Origin of the sequence: Stenotrophomonas sp. TEPEL, assembly GCF_004348785.1 — a bacterium.
GTDB lineage: Bacteria > Pseudomonadota > Gammaproteobacteria > Xanthomonadales > Xanthomonadaceae > Stenotrophomonas > Stenotrophomonas indicatrix.
In genome coordinates, this window is record NZ_QQXJ01000001.1 from 1,915,139 (window position 1) to 1,936,292 (window position 21,154).

Genomic DNA, 21,154 nt, shown 5'->3' on the forward strand with positions numbered 1-21,154 from the left:
ACAATGGACAGATTCACCGCCCTGCGTGCGTTCGTGCGGATCGTCGAGCGCCGCAGCTTCAGCCGTGCCGCCGAAGACCTGGGGCTGCCGCGGGCTACGGTGACCGACGCGATCAAAGCACTGGAGCAGCGTCTGGGCGTGCGCCTGCTGCACCGGACCACGCGCGTGGTGGTGCCGACGCTGGAAGGCGAGGCCTTCTACGGCCGCTGTCTGCGCCTGATCGCGGACATGGACGATGCCGAAGCTGCATTCCGTGACGTGCCGCCACGCGGGCCGCTGCGCATCGAGGTGCACGGTACGCTGGGGCGCCACCTGTTGTTTCCGCATCTGCCGGATTTCCTGCAGCGATACCCGGACATCGAATTGGAGGTCAGCGAGGGCGACCGCTATGTCGACCTGCTGCGCGAGGGGGTGGATGGGGCCATCCGCGTGGGCGCCCTGGCCGACAGCGATCTGGCCGCACGGCGCCTGGCGTTGCTGCGCGAGGTCACGGTGGCGTCGCCCGCTTACGTACAGGCACACGGGCGGCCGGAGAACATCGCATCGCTGGCGGCGGGACACCAGATGGTCGGCTACCGTTCCAGCGCCACCGGCCAGCTCATTCCGCTGGAGTTTCAGCAGGGTGGGCAGGTTCGCCAAGTGCCACTGCCGGCACGCGTGCGGGTGTCCGGTGCCGACGCCTTCCTCGGTGCCGCGTTGGCCGGGTTGGGCATCATCCAGGCACCGCGTTACCGGATGGACCCTTACATCGCGTGCGGGCAGTTGCTGGAGCTGTTGCCCGGGATGCCACCCACACCGAGCCCGGTCAGCCTGGTCTATCTGCGCAACCGCACGCCATCGCCGCGGCTGCGGGTGTTCATCGACTGGGTGGCGGCTGTGTTCGAGCAGAGCGGCTAGTCCCCAGCGCCCGCCGGTTGCGCAGATGTGCGGTGGCCAGCATCCCCCCGCAGGCGGTGGCAGCGCCGTGCCAGAGCAGCGATTGCTTCAATGGCAGGTACAGCGAAGCGGACAGCAGCAGGATCGCGCCCGCCAGGGCCACGCACAGCGGCAGGGCGCGTCGATGGCGGCGCTGAACGCTGAGGGCACCATCAAGCAGGCGGATGCCCGTGCAGGCCATCCCCCTGCAGCCGCTCCGGGTGGGTATACACGTTGAATCCCCCTTCGCGGGCGAAGCCTACCAGGCACAGGCCGGCACTGCGGGCCAGGTCGATTGCCAGCGCAGTGGGGGCCGAGACGGCGGCCAGTACGCTGGCACCGGCGCGCGCCGCCTTGCTGACCATTTCGTAGCTGGCACGGCTGGACACCACCAGCAGGCCGCCAGCGATGCTGTGTTCGTTGTGGTGCAGTGCACCGATCAGCTTGTCCAGCGCATTGTGGCGGCCGACGTCTTCGCGCACCCAGCCGATGCGGCCGCTGGCATCGGCCCAGGCCGCTGCATGGGTCGAACCACTGGCAGCATTCATCGGCTGGCGCAGGGCCAGCCCAGCCAATGCCCGCTGCAGTGCGGCCGTCTGATAGGAGCGGCGGTCTTTTACCGGAGGCAGCAAACGCAGCACGTCCTCCAGCTGGCGTGCACCGCACAACCCGCAGCCGCCGCGACCCGGCAGCAGGCGTCCGTTGTCCGGATCCAGTGCAGCGCCGGGTGCGTCGGCAGAAACGCTCATATTCAGTTCGATGCCCTCCAGTTGTGGCTGCAGCTGGATGGACAGCAACTGATCAGGACGCTCGATCAACCCTTCGCTGAGCGAGAAGCCCAGCGCGAAATCCTCCAGGTCGCACGGCGTGGCCATCATCACCGCAAAGGCCGCGCCGTTGTAACGCATCGCCACCGGCACTTCTTCAGCGATCGTATCCACCCGTTGCTCCTGCCCCGTACTGCGCCAGCGCTGCAGCGTGCGCAGGGCCGTGCCGGCGGGCGGGGGCGAAGGCAACGTCGATCCGGGCATGCGGCACATCCTGGGCAAAGCAGAAGGGCAGGCTACGCCCGGAGGATAGCGCAGCCATCCAGTGAAGACGCGGCGGTAACCGTTGCCATGGCAGGCTGCTGTACCCGAGCCGGGCTATGGCGCCGAGGTGGCCGGCGTGCTTGACTGGCCACGGCAGCCGGGCGTGGTCCCGGCACTGCAGGCAGGCACTCCACCAACGCAGGTTCCCGACCATGTCCGAACAGAAGCCGCCGCGTTACAAGCCCTACAACCAACCGGCAGGCGGCTGGGGGGCCGCCGGTGCGACCGCCAAGGTGCTGCTGCAGCAGAGCGTGATCGGCAAAGGATCCAAGGCGCTGCTGGCGATGAACCAGCCGGGCGGATTCAAGTGCCCCAGCTGCGCGTTCCCCGATGCCGACCACCGCAAAAAGCTGGAATTCTGCGAGGACGGTGCCAAGGCCCTGGCCTGGGAAGCGACCCAGCACCGGGTGACCCGTGAGCTGTTCGCTCAGTACACCGTCACCGAGCTGATGGCGCAGACCGACTACTGGTTGGAGCAGCAGGGCCGGCTGACCGAGCCGATGCGCTACGACGCCGCCACCGATCACTACGTGCCGTGCGAATGGGACGAGGCGTTCGCGCTGATCGGCCGTCATCTGCAGGCGCTGGACAACCCCGACCAGGCCGAGTTCTACACCTCCGGCCGCACGCCCAACGAGGCGGCGTTCCTGTATTCGATCTTCGTGCGCGAGTTCGGCACCAACAATTTCCCGGACTGCTCGAACATGTGCCACGAGCCGACCAGCCGTGGCCTGCCACCGGCGATAGGCGTGGGCAAGGGCACCATCGTGCTGGACGACTTCGAACACGCCGAGGCGATCTTCGTGATGGGCCAGAACACCGGCACCAACTCGCCGCGGATGATGAGCAACCTGGTGGAAGCGCGCAAGCGCGGCGTGCCGATCGTGGCGGTCAACCCGATGCCGGAGCGTGCCCTGATCCGCTTCACCGAACCGCAGGACGTGGTGCAGATGGCCACGTTTGGTTCCACCGAGATCACCAGCGAGTTCGTGCACGTCCGCATCGGCGGCGACCTGGCGCTGATCAAGGGCATGATGAAGGTGATGTTCGAGCGCGAGGCACAGGGTGAGTCAGTACTGGATCATGCCTTCCTGGCTGAACACACCGTTGGCCTGGAGGCGCTGCGCGAGGACGTGCTGGCGCAGGACTGGGATGAGATCGTGCGGGTGTCGGGCATCGCGCAGGAACAGATCCGGCGCTGCGCGGAGATCTACATCCGTTCGCAGGCGACGGTCATCTGCTATGGCATGGGCCTGACCCAGCACCAGCAGGGGTCGCGGCTGCTGCAGCAGGTGGCCAACCTGTTGTTGCTGCGCGGTAATTTCGGCAAGCCGGGCGCGGGTATCGGTCCGATCCGTGGCCATTCCAACGTGCAGGGCGACCGCACCGTCGGCATCGACGAGAAGCCCACGGCGCGCTACCTGGATCGCGTGCAGCAGGTGTTTGGTTTCGATCCGCCGCGCGAGCACGGCCACCATGTGGTCGAGTCGATCGCGGCGATGCTCGATGGCAGTGCCAAGGTGTTCATCGGCATGGGCGGCAACTTCATCCATGCCGTGCCCGATACCGAGCGCGCCTACCAGGCCATGCGCAGACTGGAACTGACCGTGGGCATCGCCACCAAGCTCAACCGGGGGCATCTTGTGCACGGTCGCGACGCGCTGATCCTGCCGGTGGTGGCGCGCTCGGAGTGGATCCGCACGCCGAAGGGCGAGCAGTTCGTCACCATCGAAGATGCGATGTCCAACGTGACGGCGTCGCGCGGCGTGCTGGAGCCGGCCAGCGACCACGTGCTGCCGGAGGTGGAGATCGTCTGCCGGATGGCGATGGCAACGTTGCCGGACAGCAAGGTGGACTGGGCCGCGTACATGCACGACTACGGCCCGATCCGTGACCTGATCGCCGCCGTCTATCCGGACATCTATGCCGGCTTCAACGAGCGCATCCAGGCACTGCATGGCTTCCATCTGGATATTCCACCGCGCCGACGCGTGTGGCCGACCCCGAACGGCAAGGCGAACATCCTCGTCATGCCGGGCCTGGAAGTGAACACGGTAGTCGATGACCCGGAGATGCTGCGGCTGGCCACGGTGCGTTCGCACGATCAGTACAACACCACCATCTACAGCTACAACGACCGCTACCGGGGCGTGTACAACGACCGCATGGTGGTGTTCATGAACATCGAAGACCGTCTGGCGCGCGGGCTCGGCAAGGAAGCCCTGGTGAGCCTGGAAACGATCAGCGACGATGGCGTGACGCGGCGCATCGAAGGCCTGACCGTGCTTGACTATCCGATGCCGCGCGGTGCTTTGGCGGGCTACTACCCGGAGTTGAACCCGCTACTGCCGCTGGACTACCACGATCGGATCAGCGGCACGCCCGCGGCGAAATCCATTCCGGTACGGATGCGCGCGCAGGTCGAGGTGCCCGCGTAGGCGCCGATCCTACAATTGCTCGTTGTCGCTCAGCACGATGCTGCCATCCAGCAGCACCGGCACCATCCGGGTCCAGCCCTTGGCGTTGTAGGGTGGCCATCCGAGGAACTGCATCCGGTCAAGCAGCGCCTCGGCGTACCGGCCGGCAAGGCGTCCTGCCATACCGCCGAGATCGGTGGCTATGTGGTGGAAGGCCATATTCCGGCCAACGGCGGGTCAACGCCGCGCCTGGTCAACGCTGCTTTTCGCGTTGCTTCTTCAACTGCGCGTCGAAATTGCGTTCGGCCGTGTCGGCGTAGTCCTGGCAGGTCATTGCCTTGGCTCCTGCCGATGTGCCCGCTGCGTAGTTCCAGCCGCTGGCGCCGGGATGCGGAGTCAGCAGGACGTCGCAGGGCAGGGCGCGCACCGTGGTGAAGCTGCGGCGATAGTCCTCGATCAGGTGCGGGTAGCGCGGGTTGGCCTGCAGCTGATAGCCCGGCGCACTCAGGCTGTCGGCATAGACCATGCGCACTGGTTTGCCGCCCCGGGTGTCGGTCCAGGTCCAGGCGGTGCTGCCCGGGGTATGGCCGGGCACGAAGTGCGCGGTGAAGTCGACGCCACCGAGCGAGACCACCTCGCCGTCCATGATGATCCTGTCCGCCGTTGCCGGCGGATAGGTGATGTCGTCGCCGAAGTGCAGGTCGTTGCTGCCGCCACGTGCCAGCAGCACCGCAGATTCGGCATTTGCGACGATCTGCGCACCGGTACTGCGCTTTAGCGCAGCAACCGGGCCGGCGTGATCGGCGTGGGCATGGCTGAGCAGGATCAGGCGCAGATCCTGCGGCGCAACGCCGCGCGCTTTCATGTTGCGCAGCAAGTGGTCGGCCATCTGCGGCATGCCGCCGTCGAGCAGTACCGCGCCCTGCGGCGTCTGCACCAGCAGCGCGGTCAGGTCTTCGGTGCCGATCTGCCAGGTGTGGTCGGCAATCTGCAGCGGCGCCATCGGCTGCAGCCAGGAGGCATCCACGGTGTAGGCACGCAGCTGTGGAAGCGTCGGCTCGGCGGCAGAAGCCGCAGCGGGAAGCAGGGCAGCGAGCGTGATGGCGAGGGTCTGCAAGCGCATGGGAGGACACCGATGAAGGAGGCCCAGAAACTAGCATGGGCCTTCTTCGTCGCGTCACGCATAGAATTCATGGCACCCATAAGGCGCCATGTCTCAGTAGCGGTACTGCTATCCCAGCGTAGGCGCCCGCCGGCTCCCGGCGGCGGTCAATGGCATTGTTCGCCGCCCCGGGAAGGTGATTCCATGATCACCCTCTGCAGCGCATACTCCGCCGCAGATAGGATGCACTGCACAATCGGGGAGAGTGACCATGCACGTGCTTCTGGTGATCGTCGCTGGGTTCCTGCTGCTGGCCGTCTTCGCGCTGTTCGGCAGGCTCTGGAGCACAGGTGGTTCGCAGCTGCCAACGGCGCTGTTGGCCTTCATCGGCACCTGGCTGCTGGTATCGGTGGCCAACATGTGGGTGGGGGTCGGCCTTCATCGGCACCTGGCTGCTGGTATCGGTGGCCAACATGTGGGTGGGGGTCCCGGGCGGGTTATACGGTGCGTGAGGAGTTGCCGATCCTGCTGCTGGTGTTTGCCGTGCCGGCGCTGGTGGCCGGTGTCATCTTCTGGCGGCTGGGCCGCTGAACCGAGGATCCGTGATGCCGGCAACGCCCCGTCTTCCTGCCCTGCGTCGTCGCGACGGCCATCATGCACGGGTGACCTACGAAGAACTGTTCTTCGACCTGGTCTATGTGTTCGCCGTCACCCAGCTCAGCCACCACCTGCTGCACCACCTGGGCCTGCTGGACGTGCTGCAGACGCTGGTGCTGTGGTTTGCGGTCTGGCTTGGCTGGCAGTACGCGTGCTGGGTCAGCAACTGGTTCGACCCGGAGGCGCCGCGTATCCGTGGCCTGTTGTTCGTCACGATGCTGCTGGCGCTGCTGATGTCTTCGTCCATCCCGGAAGCCTTTGCCGGTCGCGCCTGGATATTCGCCGGTGCCTACGCCACGATGCAGGTGGGGCGGACGCTGTTCGTGCTGCTGGAAGTGGGGCGCGCGCACCCGCTGGCCGCCAACTTCAGGCGCATGCTGGCCTGGGTCAGCGTTTCGGCCTGCTTCTGGCTGGCCGGTGCAGCGGTCGAGGGCAATGCGCGGCTGGTACTGTGGGCGGTGGCGGTCGCCTGCGAGTACATCTCGCCGATGTTCGGCTTCGCGTTTCCGGGCCTCGGCCGTTCGCGTACCCGCGAGTGGACCATCGAAGGTGGGCACCTGGCCGAGCGCTGCCAGTTGTTCGTGATCGTCGCGTTGGGTGAGACGTTGCTGGCAACCGGCGGCGTGCTGAGCGAGGTGGAGCACTGGAGTGGCGAGGTGGTGTCGGCGGTGCTGGCGACCTTCGCCGGCACGATCGCGATGTGGTGGCTGTACTTCGGCATCTCCAGCCGCGACGCCACCGACACCATCACCCGTTCCGACGACCCGGGCCGCATCGGCGCCTACTTCCACTACGTGCACGCGCTGCTGATCGCCGGCATCATCGCCACCGCCGTCGGCAACGACCTGGTGATGGACGAACCGGAGGCGAGGGTGACCCTGCCGTATGCCGCGATGCTGGCAGCGGGGCCGTTGATCTACCTGCTGGGCAGCGCACTGTACAAGCGGGCGGTCTACGGCCGCGTGCCGCGCTCGCACCTGGTGGGGGCAGGGGCTCTGGTCGTGCTCGGCTTCGTGCTGCCATGGATGCACCTGCTGGCCGCTGGGTGGCTGACCAGCATCGTGCTGCTGGCGGTGGGGCTGGCCGATACACGGTTGAAACGCAAGCACCTGGAGTGATCAGCCACAGAACTCAGCCCGGTCCTATGGGGAGGATCCCAGGGCGCCGATAGCCTCGTGATCCCATCACAGGCCGTTACCCAGGAGGCCGCCGGCGTCGTTCTGAGCCGGTGTCGCTGCCTGCCCCCCACATGCACTGGTTCCCCTTCCTCCCACTTACGTTGCGTGGACGCAAGCCCCCTGGCGACGAGGACTGCGACGTCAGCGCGCTGCGGCTCTATCAGCACCGCGTGCTGCTGTGGGGTGGCTGCCTGCTCAGTCTTGCCATTCTTGCCGGGATGGTCGCGCTGGTCCTGCTGCAGGCCAGCGGCTTCCAGACCCGTCGACTGGAAGCCCTGCAGCGCACCCATGCCGCAGTGGAGGCGCATCTGGTCGCGGCCGACGCTGCCCACCAGCGCATGCTGAACATGGCCGAGTACGCCTGGCGGCATCGTCCGGACAGCGATGCCGCGACTCGGTTGGCAGAACGGCAGCGCTACCTTGCCGGCGGCCAGCGGATGATCGTCAACGCTGGGCCGGAGAGCGCGCCACAGATGGTACTGGGTGTAGGCACCGACCATTGGCCTTTGGCGCGCCTGGATCGCTATCTCACGTTGGCCCATTCGTTGTCGGTGATACGCCGGCTGAGCGCCTCGGACACGGAAGCGGAAACGGCCGCCAGTGGCTTCTTCTTCGACCCCAGCCATCAGTTTCTTGTGCTGGGCGACGGGCTGACCGAACAACGCCTGCTGGCTGCGACCAACGCGGGGCATCGCGCGCAGTTGTTCCGGCATCTGCAGCAGCTGTCGGAGCCGGCGGTGCGGAGCGGGCACGCCCCGCACGCGCTGCAGACGCTTGAAAGCCCGATGCAGATCGCCCTTGTACGCCATCCAGTGACTGGGGCAGCCGCCATTGCGGTGCGGCTCCTGGCCCATGACAGAAAGGGCGCGATCGGGACGTTCGTGACCTTGGAGCCAACCCACCGCTTGGCGCGGGTGATGGCCGTAGCGGACAGAGGTGCCTCGTTCGTGGTAACCGCCGATGGTGGCGTGGTTGCCGGAACGGCCGATGCCGAGGACTTGCCTCTGGCATCCGTCGCGCGCGCACTGCGCAGTAGCCAGCAGCGCGGCGATTCGGTGATGGCGGTGCGACAGGGCCCGCGCTTCTACCAAGCGCTGCCCATTGCCGGTACCGATTGGTTGCTCATCAATACGTACTGCCTGATGGACATCGCCCGCGATGGCTGGCGCCTCTACCTGGCGGCTGCGCTGTCAGGTGGCGGGTTGATGCTCGGCCTGTGGGTGCTGCTTGCGTGGCTGCACTGGCGCATATTCGGCCCGGCGCTGGCACGTGCGGCGCGCGTCTACCAGGGTGAGCAGCTCAGCCGCTCGCTTATCCAGTTGTCGCCCGTCGGGCTGTGCCTGATCGACCGCCGGGAGGCCAGCGCCGTCCTGCAGAACGAGTTGATGCGCCACTATGCAGCGGCGGCAGAGCGCAGCGGCATACCGCTGTATCTGCAGCTGGTACAGATGGCCACCGAGTGCGAATCCGCCGCCGCAGCGTCCCTCGAACCAGTGGAGTTCGAACTGCCGATCCCAGCAAACAACAAGACATCTGCCCGGCAGTTGCTGGTCGGCGCCGTGGGCGCTACCTACCAGGGTCGCGATGTATTACTGTGCGCGTTGCGTGACCTGAGCGCGCGGGTGGAACTGGAGCAGCAGCAGGCCCAGGCGCGCGAAGCTGCCGAAGCGGCAAGCCGCGCCAAGGGGACATTCCTGGCGACGATGAGCCACGAGATCCGCACGCCCCTGCATGGCATCCTCGGGCACCTCGAACTGCTTGGGCGATCCTCGCTTGACGAGGACCAGCGGGCCCGCCTTCGCCGCATCAACCAGTCGGCCGACTCGCTGCTGCAGATCATCAACGACGTGCTCGACTTCTCCCGTGCCGAATCGGGGCAGCTTGAACTGCAGGCAGAAGTGTTCGAGCCGATCGTGCTGCTGGAGCGTGTCGCCGTGCTGTTCTCGCCGCTGGCCGAGGCCAAGGGGCTGGTGCTCGATCTGTCGGTGGATGGGGCCGTTCCGGGGCAGGTAAAGGGTCCGCAGGCCCGCGTCGAGCAGGTACTGCGCAATCTGGTCAGCAACGCGGTCAAGTTCACGCTGTCCGGTCGTATCGACCTGCGGGTACGGGTGAATGGCGAGGGAGAGGCGCTTTCGCTGCAGGTGGAGGTGGCCGATTCGGGCATCGGCTTGAGTCCGACACAGCTGGAGCGGCTGTTCCAGCCCTACGTCCAGGCCGATGCCAGCATCATCACCCGTTTCGGAGGCTCCGGGCTTGGCCTGTCCCTGTGCCGGGAGCTGTGCCAGCGGATGGGGGGTGAGATCCACGCGCGCAGCACGCCGGCGGTCGGCAGTGTGTTCGCGTTTTCCGTGCCGGTGGAACGCATTGCCGGGGTTTCGCCGCTGCCCTTGACCGGGCGCAGCGTGATCCTCGCATCGGCCGCACCGGGGTGGCGCGACGAGTTGAGCCGACGCCTGCGGGCCTGGGGTGCGCAGGTACAGGTGATCGCCGATGTTGCCCAGCTTGCCTACGACGACTGCGACATGGATGCCGCGCTGGTGGTATTCGAACGTGGGCCCACGCCCGGACTGCAGCGCTGGTGTGAAGGACGGTGCCTGGTGCGGGTGAGCGCCGATGGACCACTGCGTGCCCAGCGACGGGGAGGCACCTGGCGCGTATCCTGCTACTCCGGGGAGTCCCTGCTGCAGGCGCTGCTGGCGCCAGTCCACGCCACGCCGCGAATGCTGGCGGGCGGGCAGGGCTTGGACTAGATTCATGCACGGGCGCCAGCGCACGACATCACCAGGGGAACATGCCATGCAACCGGTCGCACCTGCCGCACCCGCCAACCAGATCCAGGCCCTGCGCAGGCTGCAGCGACGGCTGCTGTTCGGTGGAGGTGGACTGATCAGCATCTTGATCGTGCTGACCGCCGTGGCGAGTCTGGTCGGTGGCATCGGTGCGTTCCACTCGCGCGAGCGGCAGACCTTCCAGGAAGCGCAGTCCGCGCTGGACTACTTCCTGTTCCAGCGTGACCGCGCCTATGCCAGCAGCATCAACGCCAACGACGCGCTGTGGACCGATCAACAGGATGAACTGCGGCGATTGGGTGCTCCGCTGCTGGGAGCTTTCCAGAGCGGAGGGCAGCAGTTGCTGGTACGCGCCGAAGGTCGTGCTTCGGTGCCGTGGCTGGTGCTGGGCAATCCGTCGCAGCCGTTGCCGCGGGCCGAACTCGAGGCCTACCTTGGCATGCTGCACGAATATTCGGCGTATACCGCCGCAACCGTCACCGCCCTGCAGAGCCAGAGGCCGGTCACGATGTTCGCGTATGAGCCCAAGGGGCGGCTGCTGGCGGTGGCCGGCGTGGTCGACGAAGCACAGCTGCTGCAGACGCTGCAGGTGCCGACCCGCGCACAGGCGTTCGAACGACTGATGCGGACCGAGTCGGCCGTGCGCGGGCAGGTGCCGACGCCCGGACCGGTGGTGAGCGCGGCGCAGGGGCGCCGCCTGGTGTCCTTCCTTGGTGACAATCCGCTCAACGGGCAGACCTCGTTGATCGGTGTGATGACCATGGCCCGTTCAGATGCGCCGTACTTCCGTCGCGTTGTATTCGAATCGATCGACAATATCAAGAGCCGGCTGGAAGCGGCCGATCCTGGCAGCTACGTGGTGAGCACCGGTGAAGGGCGCGTGGTGCTGGCCGGCGGGCCACTTGCGCAGTTGCCTGGCTCACTGGCTTCCGTGCTGGTGAACGTGCGTGCCGATGCTGGACAGCGTCAGTACCATGACGGCCGTTTCCTGGTCAGTGGTTCGCTGCGAGGCGTCGACTGGCGGCTGACCCATCTTTACAGCTGGTCAGATCTCTGGCGCGAGCAGCACGTGGCCATTCTGCTGCGGATATTTACCGCTGTGCTGATCCTGGCGGCGCTGTGGATGCTGTTGTGGCGCATGGATCGCCGCGTCTTCGCGCCAGCATTGGCGGATGCCTCGCGGGTGTACGAGAGCGAAGCGCTGAGCCAGGCGATCATAGGCACCGCGCCGGTGGGCCTGGCCCTGCTGCGCCGGGGCGACGGCGCGCCATTGCTGCAGAATCAGGTGGCACGGGCGTTGGCTGGCGGTGACGCTGACGACGACGGAGACGTTCCCGAGCTCTACGCCCAGCTCATCGCCAACGCGCGTGGCCTTCCCGCCCGCGGGGGAGAGTTCGACTGGGCGCTGGACGCAGGTACCGAGCATGCCCGCCAGCTGCAGATTGCCTTGGCCGCCGCGCAGTACCACGATCAGGCGGTCTGGGTATGTGCGCTGCGCGATGCAACCGCGCAGGTGGAACTCCAGCATACGCTGCAGCAGGCACGCCAGGATTCAGAGCGTGCGCGCGAGGCGGCTGAGGCCGCCAGTCGTGCCAAGACCGCATTCGTGGCGACGATGAGCCATGAAATCCGCACGCCGCTCAATGGCGTGCTGGGCCACCTTGAGCTGCTGGCACGCTCACCGCTGCAGCCTGACCAGCACGAGCGGCTGCAGCGGATCCGGATGTCGGCTGATTCGCTGATGGCCATCATCAGCGACGTACTGGATTTTTCGAAGATCGAAGCCGGGCAGCTGGACATCGATCCACTGCCATTCGCGCTGAGGCCGCTGATCGAGCAGGCGGCATTGCTGTATGCCCCGGAAGCCCAGCGCAAGGATGTGAAGCTCTACTACGCCATCGATCCGGCGTTGGAAGAAACCTTCATCGGTGATGTTCATCGCATCCGCCAGATCCTCAACAACCTGCTGAGCAACGCGGTGAAGTTCACGGCCTCTGGCCGCATTACCGTGCGCGCCGACGTTGGCGGCGGGACTGCGCAACAGCGGCTTCTGCGCCTGCAGGTCGTTGATTCGGGCATTGGAATGTCCGAAGACCACGTGGCCACCCTGTTCCGGCCCTTCCAGCAGGGCGATGCCAGCGTGTCGCGGCGCTACGGGGGCAGTGGACTTGGCCTTGCGCTGTGCCAGCAGCTGGCGCAGCTGCTGGGTGGCCGGATCCAGGTACAGAGCACGCTGGGCGTTGGCAGCGTGTTCACCCTCGAGGTGCCAGTGAGGCCAGGTGAGGCCGCGCCAACGCTGGACAAGCCGTTGTCCGGTCACCGGATCACGTTGCTTTCTTCGGCGCAGGAGTGGCGGCAGGAGATCGGTCAGCTGCTGCAGCGCTGGGGGGCAGAAGCAACGGTGATCGAACGGCCCGCGGCCGGTCCGGTCTGCGAAGCCGGGTCCACACTGGTGATCTTCGGCGAGCGCCGTGCGTGGACTGAAAACGAGGAGCAGGAAATGCTCCAGGGGCACGCGTGCGTGGTGCGTGCCTATCCGAGGGGGCCGCTGTCCCCCGAGCAGCGTGAGGATGCGGTGCATGTCTCCTGTTATGTCAGTCCGGCGCTGCTGCAGGCCCTGCGCGGAGACCGCCTGCCTGTGCCGCAGATGCAGGATGTTCCGCCGAAGGCCCATCTCCGCCAGACCCGCGGGCGGGTCCTGCTCGTCGAGGACAATCCGGTCAATCGCGAGCTGATCCAACAGCAGCTGGAAGAACTGGATTGCCTGGTGGACGCGGTGGAGAACGGCCAGGTCGCCTTGGCGGGTTGGCAGTCAGGGAACTGGGACATCGTGATGACCGACATCAACATGCCGATCATCGATGGCTACCAGTTGGCACGCGCATTGCGCGGCCTTGGTGAGACGCTGCCGATTCTTGCAGTGACTGCCACTGCCCTGGCCAGCGAGCGGGAACGCTGCCGTGCCGCCGGCATTGATGACCTGTTGCTGAAGCCGCTGGATCTGGCCCGGCTGCTGGCGATGCTTGATCGCTACCTGCAGCCGCTGCCGTCCCTGCCAAAGGCGCCGTCGCCAGCGGGACAGGACAAACCGCTCAAGCTGCGCGCGCTGTTCGTGGAAAGCAGTACGCGCGACCTGGAGCGGATGCGGTCTGCAGGCGAGAACCACGAGGATGCGGTCCTGCTGGAACAGCTGCATGCACTGAAGGGTGTGTTGTTGATGATGGGGGAAAAGCAGCTGGGTGCGCGCTTCGGCGACGCTGAGCGACTGCTGCGTGAGAAACAAGTCCTGCCTGAGGCCGAGAGGAACGCGTTGCTGGCCGACCTCGGTCTGTTGATCGAGGCCTATCGTGCGGGCCTGGAGAAGAACGGATGAGGCGGGTGTGGCTAGCCCGCGTCCGGTCTGACGGTACGCAGCCCCAGCTCGCTTGCGAACTTGAACAGATCCCCGTCCCTTTCGATGCCGAGCTTGGCCATGCCGGTCGTCTTCTGCGTACTGATGGTCTGCTTGCGGCGATCCAGCCGCGTTGCAATCTCATTGATGCTCAACCCAGAGACGAACAGCACCAGAACCTCATGCTCACGAGGGGACAGTGCGGCGACGGCGCGGGCGGGTCCGCGAGCAGCAAACAATTGGGCGATGGACGGCGACAGGTAGCGGCGGTTGGCCCAGGCAGCAGCGATTGCCGCCGGAACGTGGCTGGTGTCATCGGCCTTGCTCAGGATGTGGTTGATCCCGCTGGCGTGCAACGACTGGATCATGGCCGGTTGATCAAGTCCGGTCATGACGATCAAGCGCAGGTCGGGAAAATGTGTGCGCAGATGGGAAAGCAATTGCAACCCATCGCCGTAGGCGCCGCCAGGCATCGCATAGTCGGTCACCACTACATCGCATGCAGAGTGTTCCAGCAGCGCGATCAGCGCAGAAGAGTCGCCCACCGCGCCGATGCAGGACAGGGTCGGGATTTCGTCGATGGCAGCTTCGATGCCCATGCGGATGACCGGATGGTCGTCGGCAACGGCAACGCGGATGATCGGATGGGACATGGGATGACCCTGATGGTGTTAGGAACGGCAGATATTGCCGCAGATCATGCAGGCCACTATAAGCCAGCCGGCCGCTATCCGGCCGCTTTTGTGCTGCACCATTACCGGAGGAAGCGAGCATGCCTTTGAACATCGTCGTGGCCGACGACCACCCGGTCCTGCTGGCCGGCATGGAGCATCTGCTGCAGGCCGTCCCCGACATGGTCGTCGCCGGGCTGGTGCGTGATTCCACCGAGCTGGTCGATCTGCTCAGCCGCACGCCGGTGGACGTGGCCGTTTGCGATTTCTCCATGCCCAATGGTCGCTACGGGGATGGCGTGACGTTGCTGAGGTTCCTGCAGCGCCGCTTTCCGGCCTTGCGCCTGGTGGTGCTGACCGGGATGGAAAGCCCGCTCGTTCTGCGCTCGATCCAGCAGGCGGGGGTGTCCTGCATCGTCAGCAAGAGCGACCCCCTGGAGCAGCTGGTGCCCGCAGTGCTGGCCGCCAGTCTCGGCCAATCGTTCATCTCGGCAGAAATCGCGCGCCTGATCGTCGAGGGCGGCGAGCATGGCGAAGCGCGGGATGTCGAGGCTCTGTCGAAGCGGGAGTCGGAAGTGCTGCGCATGTTTGCTGAAGGCCTGAGCGTGATGCAGATTGCCGATCGCGTGGGGCGTAGCCGGAAAACGATCAGCACACAGAAAATAGCAGCGATGCGCAAGCTGGGATTGCAGCGTGACGCGGACATTTTCGAGTATGCGCTGGCGCATGGTCTTGTGCAGGCGTCACAGAATGCGCGTGCGGGGGTGGCTGGAGAGGGATCTTCGGAGTGATTGCGGACCGGTCCGATGGACCGGCCCGCCTGTGCACCTAGGCTCGGTGATGACTCCCTTGCCCCGGTGATGACGTGCCCGTTCGAGACGACCCCCGTTTGACTGCCCTGCTGCTGCACTTCACCCGGCTGCCCGCGGCCGCGCAGGCACATTTTCTCGAACTGCTGAATCACTACCTGTTCGCTTCACCGCGACGCCGCAGCCAGCTGCGTCGACACTGGCACCTGCATGCCCCCGCCGACGACGAACGGGATGGTGTGTAAGGCGGTACCGCGCAGGCCGCGAGCGGCCACGCCGGAAAACTCGGCCCGGTCCGATGGAGACCAGCGCCCCCGATTCCTAGCATTCCTCCCGCAGGCCAGGGAACTGGCCTGCCGGGTAGGACGCTTCTCCCCAGGTGTCCCCCCGTTCCCGGCCCCGCCGTCCTCCCCGACGGCGGGGCCTCTCAGCCGCCTCGGGCGGACCACACCTGCGAAGAAGAATTCAACATCATGAAGCTCATCCCGATTGCTTCCGCTGCAACCCTGTTGCTGGCCGCTGCGGCCGCCAATGCCCAGTCCTATGGTTCGGGTGTCATCGAGTTCACCGGCGAGGTCACCGATCTGACCTGCACCATTTCAGGCGGCGCCGGCGCCATTGGCACCACCAACATCACGGTGCCGATGGACCCGGTCCAGGCCAATCAGCTTGCTGTGGCCGGCGACACCGCCGGCCTGCACCCGTTCCAGCTGGTCATCGGCGGCCCGGGCCAGGGTACCTGCCAGAACGGCAAGATCGCCGAGCTCTACTTCGATCCAACCGCCGGGCAGGTGGATGCGGGCAACGGCAACCTGCGCAACCAGGAGGCCAATGCGCCGGCCGTAAATACCCAGATCCAGGTGCTGTACAAGAACGCCGTGGTCGACCTGCGTGATCCGGCGTTCAAGACCGATCCGGTGACCATCGCCAACAACACCGCGGTAATCGACATGGCCAGCCAGTACGTCGCCGTCAACGGTGCCGCTGCCCCCGGCTTCGTGCAGTCGTACGTCAACTACAAGGTTGTCTACAACTGATGCCACTCAGGGACGCCGGCCTGTGCCGGCGTCCCTGTGAACCACCCTCCTGGAGGTGACCCATGCTTTCCGTCAACCACATGCTCTGTGTCGGCGTCCTCGCGCTCGGCGCACTGTTCGCCCTGCCCGCCGACGCGTCGGTGGTGATCGGTGGCACCCGCGTGGTCTACCCCGCGCAGGACAAGGAAGTCACCCTCAAATTCATGAACGAAGGCGAGCGCGCGGCACTGGTCCAGGTATGGCTGGATGATGGCGACGACCAGTCGACGCCGGACACCGCCAAAGCGCCGTTCGCGGTCGCGCCCCCAGTGTTCCGCCTGGACCCGAAGAAGCAGCAGACCGCCCGTATCCTGTTCACCGGCGCCTCGCTTCCCGACGATCGCGAAACGCTGTACTGGCTGAACATGCTGGAGATTCCGCCGAAGTCCGGTGGCAGCACTGCCAACATCCTGCAGTTCGCCTTCCGGACCCGCATCAAGGTGTTCTACCGCCCGTCGAATCTGGCTGGCGAGCCGGTACTGGCGCACCAGAAGGTGCGCTGGTCGCTGAAGTCCGCGCCGGGCCGGCTGCTGCTGCGCGCAGACAATCCCACGCCCTATCACGTCAACTTCGCCAGTGTCGGATTGTGGGCCAATGGCAAGGAGGAGGGCACGCAGGGCGGCGGCATGGTCGCACCCTTCTCGCAGGCCGAGTTCGCGCTGGAGGGAGTCAGCGTGCGCCCACCAGGTGAGTTGAAGGCTGCAATCACCGTCATCAACGACTTCGGTGCGTTGGTGCCGACCCAGGTTTCCCTGGTGCCCTGACCCAGGCGCGCAGGCACTGCGCGACTTCCCCCGTCCCTGCGGAGAGACTTCGATGATCGCCCCCACCAGGGCGCCGGGCAACGGCGCCTGTCGCCTGCTGCGTGCCCGGTTGCCGATGGTGGTGGCGGCAATCCTGCTTGCGCGGGTCGCCTCTGCAGCCGGTTCCGGCATCGACGACGAGGTCGTGTTCGACGCGGCCTTCTTGCCTGCCGGTGCATCGTCACGACTGGACCTGGAGCGCTTCGCGCAGGCGGACTATGTTGCGCCTGGCACCTATCGGGGCGACATCCGCCTCAACGGACAGTGGCAGGCACGCACCGACATCCTCTACCGCGAAGTGGATGGCGTCTCACGCCTGTGCCTGGATCCTGCCAGCCTGCAGGCCTACGGCGTTGCGCCCGATCGCCTGCGCTCCGACCCGACGCGGCTGCCGGAACTGTCCTGGCCGCAAGAGGAGTTCTGCGGGCTGCTCGGCGACATCGTGCCTGGTGCGTCGGCGACGTTCGATGCCGGCAGCCAGACCCTGGACCTGCAGGTGCCCCAGCTGTACCTTCGCAGCGAGGCGCGGGGCCATGTCGATCCCAGCCAGTGGGATGCCGGCGTGCGTGCGTTCGCGCTGAGCTACAACGCAAATGCATACCACTATGACAATGGCGGCGCATCCCGCTATTCGGGTTTCGTCGGCCTCAACGCTACCGGCCGTCTGGCCGGATGGCAGCTGGTGCACCAGGGCGCGATGACGCTCGGTGGCAGCCAATCACAGCGCTATCGTTCCACCGCAGCCTATCTGCAGCATGACATCGTGCCGTGGAAAGCGCAGCTGGTGCTGGGGGATACCTCAACGCCCGGTGACCTGTTCGAGAGCGTCCGCCTGCAAGGCCTGCGCGTGGGCAGCGACGATCGCATGCTGCCGCAGTCGCAGCGCGGGTTCGCACCGGTCATCCGCGGCGTCGCCGAGACCAACGCACGGGTGATCGTGCGCCAGCGCGGTGCCGTGCTGCATGAGGCCAGCGTCGCACCGGGCCCGTTCGAACTGGATGACCTCTATCCCACCGGCTATGCCGGCGATCTCGAGGTGGAAGTGCGGGAGGCCGATGGCCGCGCCCGACGTTTCACGGTGCCGTATTCGGCGGTGCCGCAGCTGTTGAGGCCTGGCCAGTCGCGCTGGAGCGTTTCCGCCGGACGGGTCGACGAGAGCACGTTGCGTGCTGCGCCGGACATGCTGCAGTTGCAGTACCAGCGCGGTCTGTCCAATACGCTCAGCACCTACGCCGGCGTGGTGGCAGGCCAGGATTATCATGCAGGGCTGGCGGGGGCAGCGATCAATACCTCCTTCGGCGCGCTGGCGGCTGACGTATCGCTGGCCCGAACAGCCGTGCAGGGGCTGCCGACGATGAGCGGCAGCAGCTTCCGCCTGGCCTACAACCGCAACGTGGTGCGGACCGGCACGTCCTTCGCCGTTGCTGCCTATCGTTACGCCACCCGCGACTACGTGGGCCTGCGCGATTGGGCGTCGCTGCGTGATGCGCGTGCACGTGATCTGGATATCGACACCGTTGCACGCCAGCGCAATCGCATGGACCTGAGCATGAACCAGCAGCTTGGCAAGCGCGGCGGACAGTTGTTCGTGATCGGCACACGCCGCGATTTCTGGAACGCGCCGGGCCGCCAGCTCGACCTGAGCATCGGCTACAGCAACCAGTGGAAGGCCTTGAGCTACAGCCTGAACTTCCAACGTACCCGCGACTCCATCGACTTCGGTCGAAATCAGTTGCAGGACAGCATCCCCGGCGCAACCATGCCGGAGCTGCGCGCGCAACAGGCGCGCGTGGACAATCGGCTGATGCTCATGGTCTCGCTGCCGCTGGGTCGCTCGCCACGTGCGCCACTGGGCAACCTGATGCACAACCGCAGCCGCAATGGTGAGCCGGCGACACAGTTGTCGACCAACGGCCTGTATGCGCGGGACGACCGATTCAGCTACGGCGCCACCTTGTCACGCATCGCCGGCAGCAACAGTGTCGACCTCAACGGCGGCTATCGCGGCTCGCGCGGGCAGTGGTCGGCAAGTGTCAGCAGGGGCAACCGCTACAGCCAGCTGGGCATGGGTGCGACCGGTGGCATGGTGCTGCACGGTGATGGACTGACCTTTGCGCCGCCGCTGGGCGACACCATCGCCCTGGTGCATGCGGCCGGCGCCGCAGGTGCACGCATCGAGAACGGTGGTGGTGCACGGCTGGACAAGCGCGGCTACGCGGTGGTTCCGTTCCTGACGCCCTATCAGCTCAATACCATTTCGATCGACCCCAAGGGCACCGGCTTCGACGTGGAACTGCAGGAAACCGCGCGCAGCGTCGCTCCGCGTGCGGGCTCCCTGGTGCGACTTGGCTTCAGCACGCGTGCCAGCCATGGACTGATGGTCGACGCACGCACCAATGACGATCGACCGCTACCCTTCGGCGCCGAGGCCACTGATGCCGAAGGCACCCCCATCGGCGTGGTGGGGCAGGGAAGCCGCCTGCTGCTGTCGGGCCTGCAGGCGTCCGGGCCGGTGCAGGTGCAGTGGGGCCCTGGCAGCGATGAGCATTGCGTGATGCAGGTGGACGTACCCTCCGCGCGTTCCAGCGGGGAGTACACCGTGCTGGAAGCGCGCTGCGAAATGAGCGCCGCTGCGGCCGATTCCCTCCCTGCCGCGCGCCCTCGCGTGGCCACCTTGGAGCAGGCTCCATGAACCTGATCACTTTCGTGACCCGCTTTTCCCTGCTCGGTCTGCTGCTGGCCTGCGCGCCGGTGTGGGCGCAGAACTGTCGGATGTCCGTTGGTTACGCTCCGCTCGTCAATCTCGCCAACCTCAATGGTTCGATCACCGTGGGCCCCGACGTGCCCGTGGGAACCGAGATATTCCGGGCGACCTACTATGCCGGTCCGACCAACCAGATAACGTGCACGGCAGGGCGGATCGACCGCATCCACCAGTACACCTCGCTTCCGCATCGCGCATCGAGCTATGTCCATCCCAGTTATGGCACGGTCTATGAGACCAATGTGCCGGGCGTAGGAGTGGCGGTCTGGTACAACGGCAGTGGATTTCCCCGGCTCACCGAAGGGGAGACGAACGTGCAACCGCCCACGGTATTCCTGCTCTGGCCGGTCCAGTCCTACGACGTGAGCCTGATCAAGATCGGCCCGATCAGTGCGGGTACGGTGACCGGTGCCAGTTTGCCGCAGTTCGAATACCGGATGACGGGAGCGAACCGCAATGTGCTGATCTGGAGTGGGCGCGTGCAGGGCAGCCTGAACATCGTCTCGCGCACCTGCAGCACCAGTGACGTGCCTGTCGACCTGGGCACGCACCAGATGAGTGACATTCCTGCCGTGGGATCCGCTACGGGTTGGGTGAATGTACCCGTGGTGCTCCGCAACTGCCCCGCGTTCTTCGGGCGCTACCGCGGACACCTGACCACGGGCACGGTGCAGAGTGCCAACGGGCGGGTGGACAACCGTATCCGCTACCGCGTCGATCCGGTCACTGCCGTTGCCGATCGCACGCGCTCGGTGATGGCGCTGCAGGATGATGGGGTGAACATGACGGCGACCGGAATCGGCATCCAGATCGGCACGCAGACGCAGGATTCGGTCGGCTTCAATACGATGCGCGATTCGGGCCTGACGCTGACCGAGACCAATAACGCGCTATACACGATCATGCTGCGCGCACGCTATTACCGCCTTGCGGCGGCGGCCTCCTCCGGCCAGGCCAATGGCGCGGCGACCATCACGCTGGAGTACAACTGACATGCGCGCCATGCTGCGGTTGGCCATGCTGGCCCTGCTGATGCCGCCGCCATCGCACGCGGCCGACCTGACCCTCCGGTTCACCGGTCGTTTCCAGCCCGGCACCTGCCAGTTCAGCGTCGCCGACGTCGATGTGGGCACCTTCGAAGCGCCGTACTTCGCGACCAATGCGCAGTCACCGGCGGTCAGCTTCGTGCTTTCGCGCAGCAGCTGCGCCAGCGACCTTCGGGTGCTGCACGTGCGCATGGCGGGAACGGCTGACGGTGGTGATCCACGCTACTTCGCCGTTCCCTCCAGTGGCGGCGTGCGTGGACTTGCGGTGTGGCTCTACACCCCGTCGCAGCAGACATTGGCCCCCAACCAGGCAGGCTTCGACTGGGTGACCAGTGGAACGCCGGCTGCAGGGTACTTGCTGTATGCCCGCCTGGTACGTACCGGTGCCGTGTCGGCCGGCACGCTGCGAACGCCCGTGACCGTGCAGGTCACCTACAACTGAGGT

At 66.1% G+C, this 21,154-nt stretch carries 15 protein-coding genes and 2 pseudogenes; 13 read left to right on the forward strand and 4 right to left on the reverse strand.

What is annotated here, in order from left to right:
• Positions 1 to 3 precede the first annotated feature (3 nt).
• Positions 4 to 897 carry a LysR family transcriptional regulator gene (locus TEP_RS08640; protein ID WP_132824975.1) on the forward strand — a complete coding sequence of 298 codons (894 nt, stop codon included), beginning with the start codon at positions 4 to 6 and terminating at the stop codon, positions 895 to 897.
• Here the strand turns inward: TEP_RS08640 and TEP_RS19900 are convergent.
• Both TEP_RS19900 and fdhD read right to left on the reverse strand, forming a co-directional pair.
• A pseudogene (locus TEP_RS19900) lies at positions 857 to 1,066 on the reverse strand (hypothetical protein); the annotation flags it as partial. The gene TEP_RS08640 and the pseudogene TEP_RS19900 overlap by 41 nt on opposite strands.
• A 22-nt stretch (positions 1,067 to 1,088) precedes the next feature.
• On the reverse strand, positions 1,089 to 1,946 hold the full coding sequence (gene fdhD, locus TEP_RS08650; RefSeq protein ID WP_132824976.1) for a formate dehydrogenase accessory sulfurtransferase FdhD: 858 nt from the start codon (positions 1,944 to 1,946) through the stop codon (positions 1,089 to 1,091).
• Positions 1,947 to 2,158: 212 nt separating this feature from the next.
• Here fdhD and TEP_RS08655 point away from each other — a divergent pair, with 212 nt between their 5' ends.
• Both TEP_RS08655 and TEP_RS19905 read left to right on the forward strand, forming a co-directional pair.
• Entirely contained in the window at positions 2,159 to 4,444 is a 2,286-nt protein-coding gene (locus TEP_RS08655; RefSeq protein ID WP_132824977.1) for an FdhF/YdeP family oxidoreductase, read from the forward strand.
• Between the two features lie 99 nt (positions 4,445 to 4,543).
• Positions 4,544 to 4,651 (forward strand): annotated as a pseudogene (locus tag TEP_RS19905) (DUF411 domain-containing protein); the annotation flags it as partial.
• Positions 4,652 to 4,676: 25 nt separating this feature from the next.
• Here TEP_RS19905 and blaL1 read toward each other — a convergent pair.
• Positions 4,677 to 5,546: a L1 family subclass B3 metallo-beta-lactamase gene (gene blaL1, locus TEP_RS08665; RefSeq protein WP_132824978.1), complete on the reverse strand. Its 870-nt coding sequence runs from the start codon at positions 5,544 to 5,546 to the stop codon at positions 4,677 to 4,679.
• A gap of 584 nt (positions 5,547 to 6,130) precedes the next feature.
• Between blaL1 and TEP_RS08670 the strand changes: the two genes are divergently transcribed.
• The 3 genes from TEP_RS08670 (at position 6,131) to TEP_RS08680 (ending at position 13,522) form a co-directional block, all read left to right on the forward strand.
• A complete protein-coding gene (locus TEP_RS08670; RefSeq protein ID WP_132824979.1) occupies positions 6,131 to 7,300 on the forward strand; it encodes a low temperature requirement protein A in 1,170 nt (389 codons plus the stop codon).
• 131 nt (positions 7,301 to 7,431) lie between these two features.
• A complete protein-coding gene (locus TEP_RS08675; RefSeq protein WP_132824980.1) occupies positions 7,432 to 10,110 on the forward strand; it encodes an ATP-binding protein in 2,679 nt (892 codons plus the stop codon).
• A 46-nt stretch (positions 10,111 to 10,156) separates the two neighbouring features.
• A complete protein-coding gene (locus TEP_RS08680; RefSeq protein WP_132824981.1) occupies positions 10,157 to 13,522 on the forward strand; it encodes a hybrid sensor histidine kinase/response regulator in 3,366 nt (1,121 codons plus the stop codon).
• Between the two features lie 11 nt (positions 13,523 to 13,533).
• Here the strand turns inward: TEP_RS08680 and TEP_RS08685 are convergent, their stop codons facing one another.
• Entirely contained in the window at positions 13,534 to 14,193 is a 660-nt protein-coding gene (locus TEP_RS08685) for a response regulator (protein ID WP_132824982.1), read from the reverse strand.
• Positions 14,194 to 14,312: 119 nt separating this feature from the next.
• Here TEP_RS08685 and TEP_RS08690 point away from each other — a divergent pair, with 119 nt between their 5' ends.
• The 7 genes from TEP_RS08690 (at position 14,313) to TEP_RS08715 (ending at position 21,151) form a co-directional block, all read left to right on the forward strand.
• The gene (locus TEP_RS08690; RefSeq protein WP_132824983.1) at positions 14,313 to 15,002 is read left to right on the forward strand and encodes a response regulator transcription factor; all 690 of its coding nucleotides are present in this window, start codon (positions 14,313 to 14,315) and stop codon (positions 15,000 to 15,002) included.
• A 98-nt stretch (positions 15,003 to 15,100) separates the two neighbouring features.
• Positions 15,101 to 15,265, forward strand: coding sequence for a hypothetical protein (locus tag TEP_RS19760; protein WP_165933907.1), 165 nt, complete (start codon positions 15,101 to 15,103; stop codon positions 15,263 to 15,265).
• A 228-nt stretch (positions 15,266 to 15,493) separates the two neighbouring features.
• Positions 15,494 to 16,057: a fimbrial protein gene (locus TEP_RS08695; RefSeq protein WP_093818438.1), complete on the forward strand. Its 564-nt coding sequence runs from the start codon at positions 15,494 to 15,496 to the stop codon at positions 16,055 to 16,057.
• 62 nt (positions 16,058 to 16,119) lie between these two features.
• A complete protein-coding gene (locus TEP_RS08700) occupies positions 16,120 to 16,860 on the forward strand; it encodes a fimbria/pilus periplasmic chaperone (RefSeq protein ID WP_132824984.1) in 741 nt (246 codons plus the stop codon).
• Positions 16,861 to 16,912: 52 nt separating this feature from the next.
• On the forward strand, positions 16,913 to 19,591 hold the full coding sequence (locus tag TEP_RS08705; protein WP_132824985.1) for a fimbria/pilus outer membrane usher protein: 2,679 nt from the start codon (positions 16,913 to 16,915) through the stop codon (positions 19,589 to 19,591).
• Positions 19,588 to 20,655 carry a fimbrial protein gene (locus TEP_RS08710; RefSeq protein WP_132824986.1) on the forward strand — a complete coding sequence of 356 codons (1,068 nt, stop codon included), beginning with the start codon at positions 19,588 to 19,590 and terminating at the stop codon, positions 20,653 to 20,655. Before TEP_RS08705 ends, TEP_RS08710 begins: the two co-directional genes overlap by 4 nt.
• A 1-nt stretch (position 20,656) precedes the next feature.
• Positions 20,657 to 21,151, forward strand: coding sequence for a fimbrial protein (locus tag TEP_RS08715; RefSeq protein ID WP_132824987.1), 495 nt, complete (start codon positions 20,657 to 20,659; stop codon positions 21,149 to 21,151).
• Positions 21,152 to 21,154: the final 3 nt, after the last annotated feature.

Coding starts and splice junctions, on each gene's coding strand:
- blaL1 (WP_132824978.1), bottom strand. CDS start 5,546: ATGCGCTTGCAGACCCTCGCCATCACGCTCGCTGCCCTGCTTCCCGCT.
- TEP_RS08680 (WP_132824981.1), top strand. CDS start 10,157: ATGCAACCGGTCGCACCTGCCGCACCCGCCAACCAGATCCAGGCCCTG.
- TEP_RS08705 (WP_132824985.1), top strand. CDS start 16,913: ATGATCGCCCCCACCAGGGCGCCGGGCAACGGCGCCTGTCGCCTGCTG.
- TEP_RS08695 (WP_093818438.1), top strand. CDS start 15,494: ATGAAGCTCATCCCGATTGCTTCCGCTGCAACCCTGTTGCTGGCCGCT.
- TEP_RS08670 (WP_132824979.1), top strand. CDS start 6,131: ATGCCGGCAACGCCCCGTCTTCCTGCCCTGCGTCGTCGCGACGGCCAT.
- TEP_RS08700 (WP_132824984.1), top strand. CDS start 16,120: ATGCTTTCCGTCAACCACATGCTCTGTGTCGGCGTCCTCGCGCTCGGC.
- TEP_RS08715 (WP_132824987.1), top strand. CDS start 20,657: ATGCGCGCCATGCTGCGGTTGGCCATGCTGGCCCTGCTGATGCCGCCG.
- TEP_RS08690 (WP_132824983.1), top strand. CDS start 14,313: ATGCCTTTGAACATCGTCGTGGCCGACGACCACCCGGTCCTGCTGGCC.
- TEP_RS08710 (WP_132824986.1), top strand. CDS start 19,588: ATGAACCTGATCACTTTCGTGACCCGCTTTTCCCTGCTCGGTCTGCTG.
- fdhD (WP_132824976.1), bottom strand. CDS start 1,946: ATGCCCGGATCGACGTTGCCTTCGCCCCCGCCCGCCGGCACGGCCCTG.
- TEP_RS08685 (WP_132824982.1), bottom strand. CDS start 14,193: ATGTCCCATCCGATCATCCGCGTTGCCGTTGCCGACGACCATCCGGTC.
- TEP_RS08675 (WP_132824980.1), top strand. CDS start 7,432: ATGCACTGGTTCCCCTTCCTCCCACTTACGTTGCGTGGACGCAAGCCC.
- TEP_RS08655 (WP_132824977.1), top strand. CDS start 2,159: ATGTCCGAACAGAAGCCGCCGCGTTACAAGCCCTACAACCAACCGGCA.
- TEP_RS08640 (WP_132824975.1), top strand. CDS start 4: ATGGACAGATTCACCGCCCTGCGTGCGTTCGTGCGGATCGTCGAGCGC.